The sequence below is a fragment of the Massilia sp. CT11-108 genome, from assembly GCF_047302915.1.
GTDB classification, from domain to species: Bacteria; Pseudomonadota; Gammaproteobacteria; order Burkholderiales; family Burkholderiaceae_D; genus Telluria; species Telluria orientalis.
This window is the reverse complement of record NZ_JBKYMO010000430.1, coordinates 1-4,709: the sequence shown is the minus strand read 5'-3', so window position 1 is coordinate 4,709 and position 4,709 is coordinate 1. Positions and strand designations below refer to the sequence as shown.

Sequence of the window (4,709 nt, the reverse complement as noted above, 5' to 3'; positions counted from 1 at the left end):
GTAGCTCGGGTCGGCCGGCGCGGCGCCGGCGGGCACGGCGACGGCGGTGGATGCCGCTGCCAGTGCGAGTACGGACAGAACACGTTTCATGGAGTACCTCCTGTTAAACAAAAGTCCTGCGCGCACCCCGTCCTGGGGTGCTGACTAAAAACTTAGCACTGAAGACATGGGCGGCCTCACACCATACGGTTGAGATAGTGCCCGCGGGCGACTGAGATTAGGAAAGCTTGGCATAATCGGCAACTGATCCTAATTGACATCATTCATGCGCTATCTTTACAGCATCTTTACGCTTCTCACTATTTCCTCCATCGCCCACGCCCAGGACGCGTCCCTGCTGGCCGGTGCGATGCGCGCCGACACGGATGCCGGCAATTCCTCGTTCGCGGTCAACGTCGGCTATACGCAGCACCTGCACAAGTACTTCTCGGTGAGCGCCGATTACCTGAACGAAGGCCATCCGAAGCTCCACCACCGCGACGGTCTCGGCGCCCAGCTGTGGGCGCATACGGCCGTCCCGCAACGGGGCTGGTCGTTCGGCGCCGGCTTCGGTCCCTACTATTACTTCGACACGACGACGGGCAACGGCTCCCTGGGCGACTACCGCAATGAGCACGGCTGGGGCCAGCTGATGAGCGTGAACGCGGTCTACCACCTGCATTCGCGCGCCTACGTCGAGGCACGCCTGTCGCATACGCACGGCATCGCGTCGCACGACAGCTCGATGCTGATGGTCGGCATGGGCTACGAACTGGGCAGCGTGCCGCGCCCGATCCGGCTGGAAAACGCCGACCGCGGCGACAACCTCGTCATGCTGCTCACGGGGCGCTCGATCGTGAACAGCTTCAAGTCGGAGACGTCGACGTCGACGGGCCTGGAGTATCGGCGCACGTTCACGCCGAATGTCGAGGGCAGCGTCATCCTGATGAATGAAGGGAAGGTGGACGCGGCCGAGCGCAAGGGCGTCTCGGCCCAGGTGTGGCTGCTGCGCCCGTTCACCGAGCGCACCGTGCTGGAGATGGGCTTCGGCGCCTACGCCATGCGCGACCAGCTCGACCGCACCGATCCCCACGCGGCGCGCGAGAACCACGTGGCGCCGATCGCGTCGATCGGCATGCGCTACCGCATCGACGACCACTGGCGCGGCCAGCTCACGTGGAGCCGCGTCATCACGAATTACGAGCGCGATTCCGACGTGTTCCTGCTCGGCGCCGGCTACGCGTTTTGATGGTCAGGTGCGCACCGGATCCGTGGCCAGCGGCCGCTTCATGATCGTGATGCTGCCGTCGGCCTCGAGGAAGGCGCACTGCATCTCGTGCTGCGCGCAATCGGCCTGGCGCAGGGCCTGCCGGACGTCCGACTCGCCCACGCGATTGCGGCGCAGGACCTTGTCGAAGAACACGCCATCGCGGCCGATGAGCAGCGAGTCGCCGTCCAGCAGGGATTCCATGCGATGGCTGTTGGCTGCGAGCATCCCGATACCCGCGTTCAGCACGATCAGCGTGGCCGCGATGATCAGGCCGCCGCTGACGGAATCGTCGCCGCCCGACAAGCCGTTCGACACAGCGGTTGACTGTTCGCTGGGGAACGTTGTGCGCCCTACAGCTTGCCGATCTGCCGGTCGATGGCCTTGCGCGCCCGTTCGCTGCGTTCGCTGTAGCGGTCGGTCAGGTAGTCCGTGCGGCCGCGCAGCAGCAGCGTGAATTTGTAGAGTTCCTCCATCACGTCGACGAGGCGGTCGTAGTAGGCGGACGGGCGCATGCGGCCGGCGTCGTCGAATTCCTTGTACGCCATCGGCACCGACGACTGGTTCGGGATCGTGAACATGCGCATCCAGCGTCCCAGCAGGCGCAGCGTGTTGACCACGTTGAACGATTGCGAACCGCCGCAGACCTGCATCACGGCGAGCGTGCGTCCCTGGCTGGGCCGCACCGCGCCCTGTTCGAGCGGAATCCAGTCGATCTGGTTCTTCATGACGGCCGTGACGGCGCCGTGGCGTTCCGGGCTGCACCACACCTGGCCCTCGGACCACAGGCACAGCTCGCGCAGTTCCACGACCTTCGGATGCGTCTCCGGCACGCTGCCGACCATCGGCAACGCCATCGGATCGAAGATCTTCACGTCGGCGCCGAAGTGTTCGAGGATGCGTGCCGCTTCGTACGTGAGGAAGCGGCTGAACGAGCGCTCGCGCAGCGAGCCGTACAGCATCAGGATGCGCGGCGGATGATTGAGACTGCCGACGGGTTCCAGCTTGGCTTGTGTGGGCAGGTCGAGGCGTTCGAAATCGATGTTGGGCAGGTTGTCCATGATGGGTCGTGTCAGGAAAGCCGCAGCGCCAGCGCGGCCAGCGTCACGAGCAGGATCGGCAGGGTCAGCACGATGCCGGTGCGGAAGTACTGGCCCCAGGAAATACGGATGCCCTTGTCCGCCAGCACGTGCAGCCACAACAGCGTGGCCAGGCTGCCGATGGGCGTGATCTTCGGACCGAGGTCGCAGCCGATCACGTTGGCATACACCATCGCCTCGCGCACGGCGCCGGTGGCGGGAACGGCGTCGATCGCCAGTGCGCCGACCAGCACGGTGGGCATGTTGTTCATGACGGAAGACAGCAGGGCGGTCGCGAATCCGGTGCCGAGCGCGGCGCCCCAGGTGCCGTGCGCCGCGCTGCGCGCCAGCAGCGCCGTCAGGCCGTCCGTGAGGCCGGCGTTGCGCAAGCCGTAGACCACCAGGTACATCCCCAGCGAGAACACGACGACCTGCCATGGGGCACCCCGCAGCACGGCGCGCGGCCATGTCATTTCCGTGCGCGCCGCGGCGACCGCGCTGATGGGCACGCCCGCGCGCTCCAGCCAGAAGAAGCCTGCCAGCAGCAGCGCCAGCACATACCAGCCGGCGATGAAGGTCGCGCGGTCGCGGATGGCCTCATGCGGGCGCTTGAGCTGGGCGAGGTCGTAGCGGGCGGGCAGGTCGCGGCCGAAGTACGCGACGAGCGCGGCGAGCGTCGCCAGCACCGCGACGATATCGACCGGCACCATGACGGCCGCGTAGCGCGCGAAGCCGATGCCGAAATAATCCGCGGACACGATGTTGACGAGGTTCGACACGACCAGCGGCAGGCTGGACGTGTCGGCGATGAAGCCGGCCGCCATCACGCACGCGAGCGTGGCGCGCGGCGGGAAGCGCAGCGCGGCCAGCATCGCGATCACGATCGGCGTGAGGATCAGCGCCGCGCCATCGTTCGCGAACAGCGCCGCGACGGCCGCGCCGAGCAGCACCAGCAGCACGAACAGCCGCCGGCCGTACCCGCCGCCCCAGCGCGCCACGTGCAGCGCGGCCCATTCGAAGAATCCGGCGCGGTCGAGCAGCAGGCTGATGACGATGATGGCCACGAACGCGCCGGTGGCGTTCCAGACGATGTGCCAGACGACCGGGATGTCGTCCACGCGGACCACGCCCGCGAGCAGCGCGACGGCGGCGCCGGCGGCGGCGCTCCAGCCGATGCCGAGACCGCGCGGCTGCCAGATGACGAGGACCAGCGTGGCGAGAAAGATGAGCAGCGCCGGCAGCATCACGGTGCGAGGACGCCGATGCGATCAAGTTCCGCCTTGAATGCCGCGCGGTCACCGGCCAGCCGGTCGAGCGGCAGCGCCAGGAAGGCCTCGATGCGGGCACGCAGGATCGCGTAGGCCTCCTCGAACGCGGCGCCGATCTCGTCCTCCGTGCCGGTCACGTGGCTCGGATCCTCCACGCCCCAGTGCGTGCGCAGCACTTGTCCGAGGTAAGCCGGACACGTTTCGCCGGCCGCGCTGTCGCACACGGTGACGACGATGTCCGGCGTGACGGGGAGAATGTCCCACGACTTGCTGTAATAGCCGTCGGTCGGAATGCCCTTGGCGGCCAGCAGGGCGAGTGCCCGTGCGTTCAGCCGTCCCGTCGGGTGGCTGCCGGCGCTGACGGCGTGCCAGCCGGCGGGTGCCAGGTGGTTGAAGACGGCTTCGCTGATGAGCGAGCGGCAAGAGTTGCCGGTGCAGAGGAAGAGTACGTTCATGGTCATGGTCATGGGAGTCAGCAGCAGAAGGTGTCGCGCGAGCAGGGCGTGCCGCCGCAGCAGTTTTCGGTCAGGAAGCCGACAAGGGCGTTCATCGCGTCGAAGCGGGCGGCATAGATGACGAAGCGGCCCTCCTGGCGCGGGACGACGAGGCCGGCGTGGGTCAGCTCCTTCAGGTGGAACGACAGCGACGAGGGCGGGACGCCCAGCGCTTCCGCGATCCTGCTGGCCGCAAGTCCGTTCGGCCCCGCCTGCACGAGGAGCCGGAAGGTCGCCAGCCGCGATTCCTGCGCGAGGGCGGCGAGGGCTGCCACCGCTTCCTTGTTGTCCATGGTCGCTCCGATTTTCAATTCGATATTTCGATTATAGTCGAAATGACTTGACATGGTCGAGTGCGGGAATCTATTCTGTATTCGTCGAATAACGAATAAAGGAGAGAACGACAATGGACACGAACGAACGACAACAAACGGTCGCGGTGCTGGGCGCCGGTCCGGTGGGCCTCGCGGCCGCGGCCCACCTGGTCGCGCGCGGCCTTGTCCACGTCGTACCGCCATGGCGAGAACAGGCGCACATGCCGATAGGTCGCGAGGTTCGCGCCCGGCGCCGCGCCCGCTTCGAACACCAGCGGCGCCAGGCGCGAACCTCGCGACCTATCGGC

General features: G+C 66.9%; 7 protein-coding genes. 2 read left to right on the top strand and 5 right to left on the bottom strand.

Features of this window, described 5'->3' with window-relative positions; all coding sequences use genetic code 11:
• Positions 1 to 265 precede the first annotated feature (265 nt).
• Positions 266 to 1,228 carry a hypothetical protein gene (locus ACEN88_RS24630; protein ID WP_413343913.1) on the top strand — a complete coding sequence of 321 codons (963 nt, stop codon included), beginning with the start codon at positions 266 to 268 and terminating at the stop codon, positions 1,226 to 1,228.
• A 3-nt stretch (positions 1,229 to 1,231) separates the two neighbouring features.
• Here the strand turns inward: ACEN88_RS24630 and ACEN88_RS24625 are convergent, their stop codons facing one another.
• Genes ACEN88_RS24625 through ACEN88_RS24605 form a run of 5 tightly spaced genes read right to left on the bottom strand, consistent with a single transcriptional unit; the run spans position 1,232 to position 4,380 of the window.
• Positions 1,232 to 1,564, bottom strand: coding sequence for a DUF421 domain-containing protein (locus tag ACEN88_RS24625; RefSeq protein WP_413343911.1), 333 nt, complete (start codon positions 1,562 to 1,564; stop codon positions 1,232 to 1,234).
• Positions 1,565 to 1,599: 35 nt separating this feature from the next.
• The gene (gene arsH / locus ACEN88_RS24620; RefSeq protein WP_413343909.1) at positions 1,600 to 2,307 is read right to left on the bottom strand and encodes an arsenical resistance protein ArsH; all 708 of its coding nucleotides are present in this window, start codon (positions 2,305 to 2,307) and stop codon (positions 1,600 to 1,602) included.
• Positions 2,308 to 2,318: 11 nt separating this feature from the next.
• Positions 2,319 to 3,569 (bottom strand): arsenic transporter, encoded by a 1,251-nt coding sequence (locus tag ACEN88_RS24615; protein WP_413343915.1) that lies wholly within the window; start codon positions 3,567 to 3,569, stop codon positions 2,319 to 2,321.
• On the bottom strand, positions 3,569 to 4,048 hold the full coding sequence (locus tag ACEN88_RS24610; protein ID WP_413343907.1) for an arsenate reductase ArsC: 480 nt from the start codon (positions 4,046 to 4,048) through the stop codon (positions 3,569 to 3,571). Before ACEN88_RS24610 ends, ACEN88_RS24615 begins: the two co-directional genes overlap by 1 nt.
• 17 nt (positions 4,049 to 4,065) lie before the next feature.
• Entirely contained in the window at positions 4,066 to 4,380 is a 315-nt protein-coding gene (locus ACEN88_RS24605; RefSeq protein WP_413343905.1) for an ArsR/SmtB family transcription factor, read from the bottom strand.
• Positions 4,381 to 4,493: 113 nt separating this feature from the next.
• On the opposite strand from ACEN88_RS24605, the gene ACEN88_RS24600 reads away from it, so the two are divergent.
• On the top strand, positions 4,494 to 4,709 hold a 216-nt coding region (locus tag ACEN88_RS24600), incomplete at its 3' end, for a hypothetical protein (protein WP_413343903.1).

What these genes read in the sequence shown, in the direction of transcription:
- ACEN88_RS24630 (WP_413343913.1), top strand. Translation starts at nt 266, where the DNA reads ATGCGCTATCTTTACAGCATCTTTACGCTTCTCACTATTTCCTCCATC.
- arsH (WP_413343909.1), bottom strand. Translation starts at nt 2,307, where the DNA reads ATGGACAACCTGCCCAACATCGATTTCGAACGCCTCGACCTGCCCACA.
- ACEN88_RS24615 (WP_413343915.1), bottom strand. Translation starts at nt 3,569, where the DNA reads ATGCTGCCGGCGCTGCTCATCTTTCTCGCCACGCTGGTCCTCGTCATC.
- ACEN88_RS24610 (WP_413343907.1), bottom strand. Translation starts at nt 4,048, where the DNA reads ATGAACGTACTCTTCCTCTGCACCGGCAACTCTTGCCGCTCGCTCATC.
- ACEN88_RS24605 (WP_413343905.1), bottom strand. Translation starts at nt 4,380, where the DNA reads ATGGACAACAAGGAAGCGGTGGCAGCCCTCGCCGCCCTCGCGCAGGAA.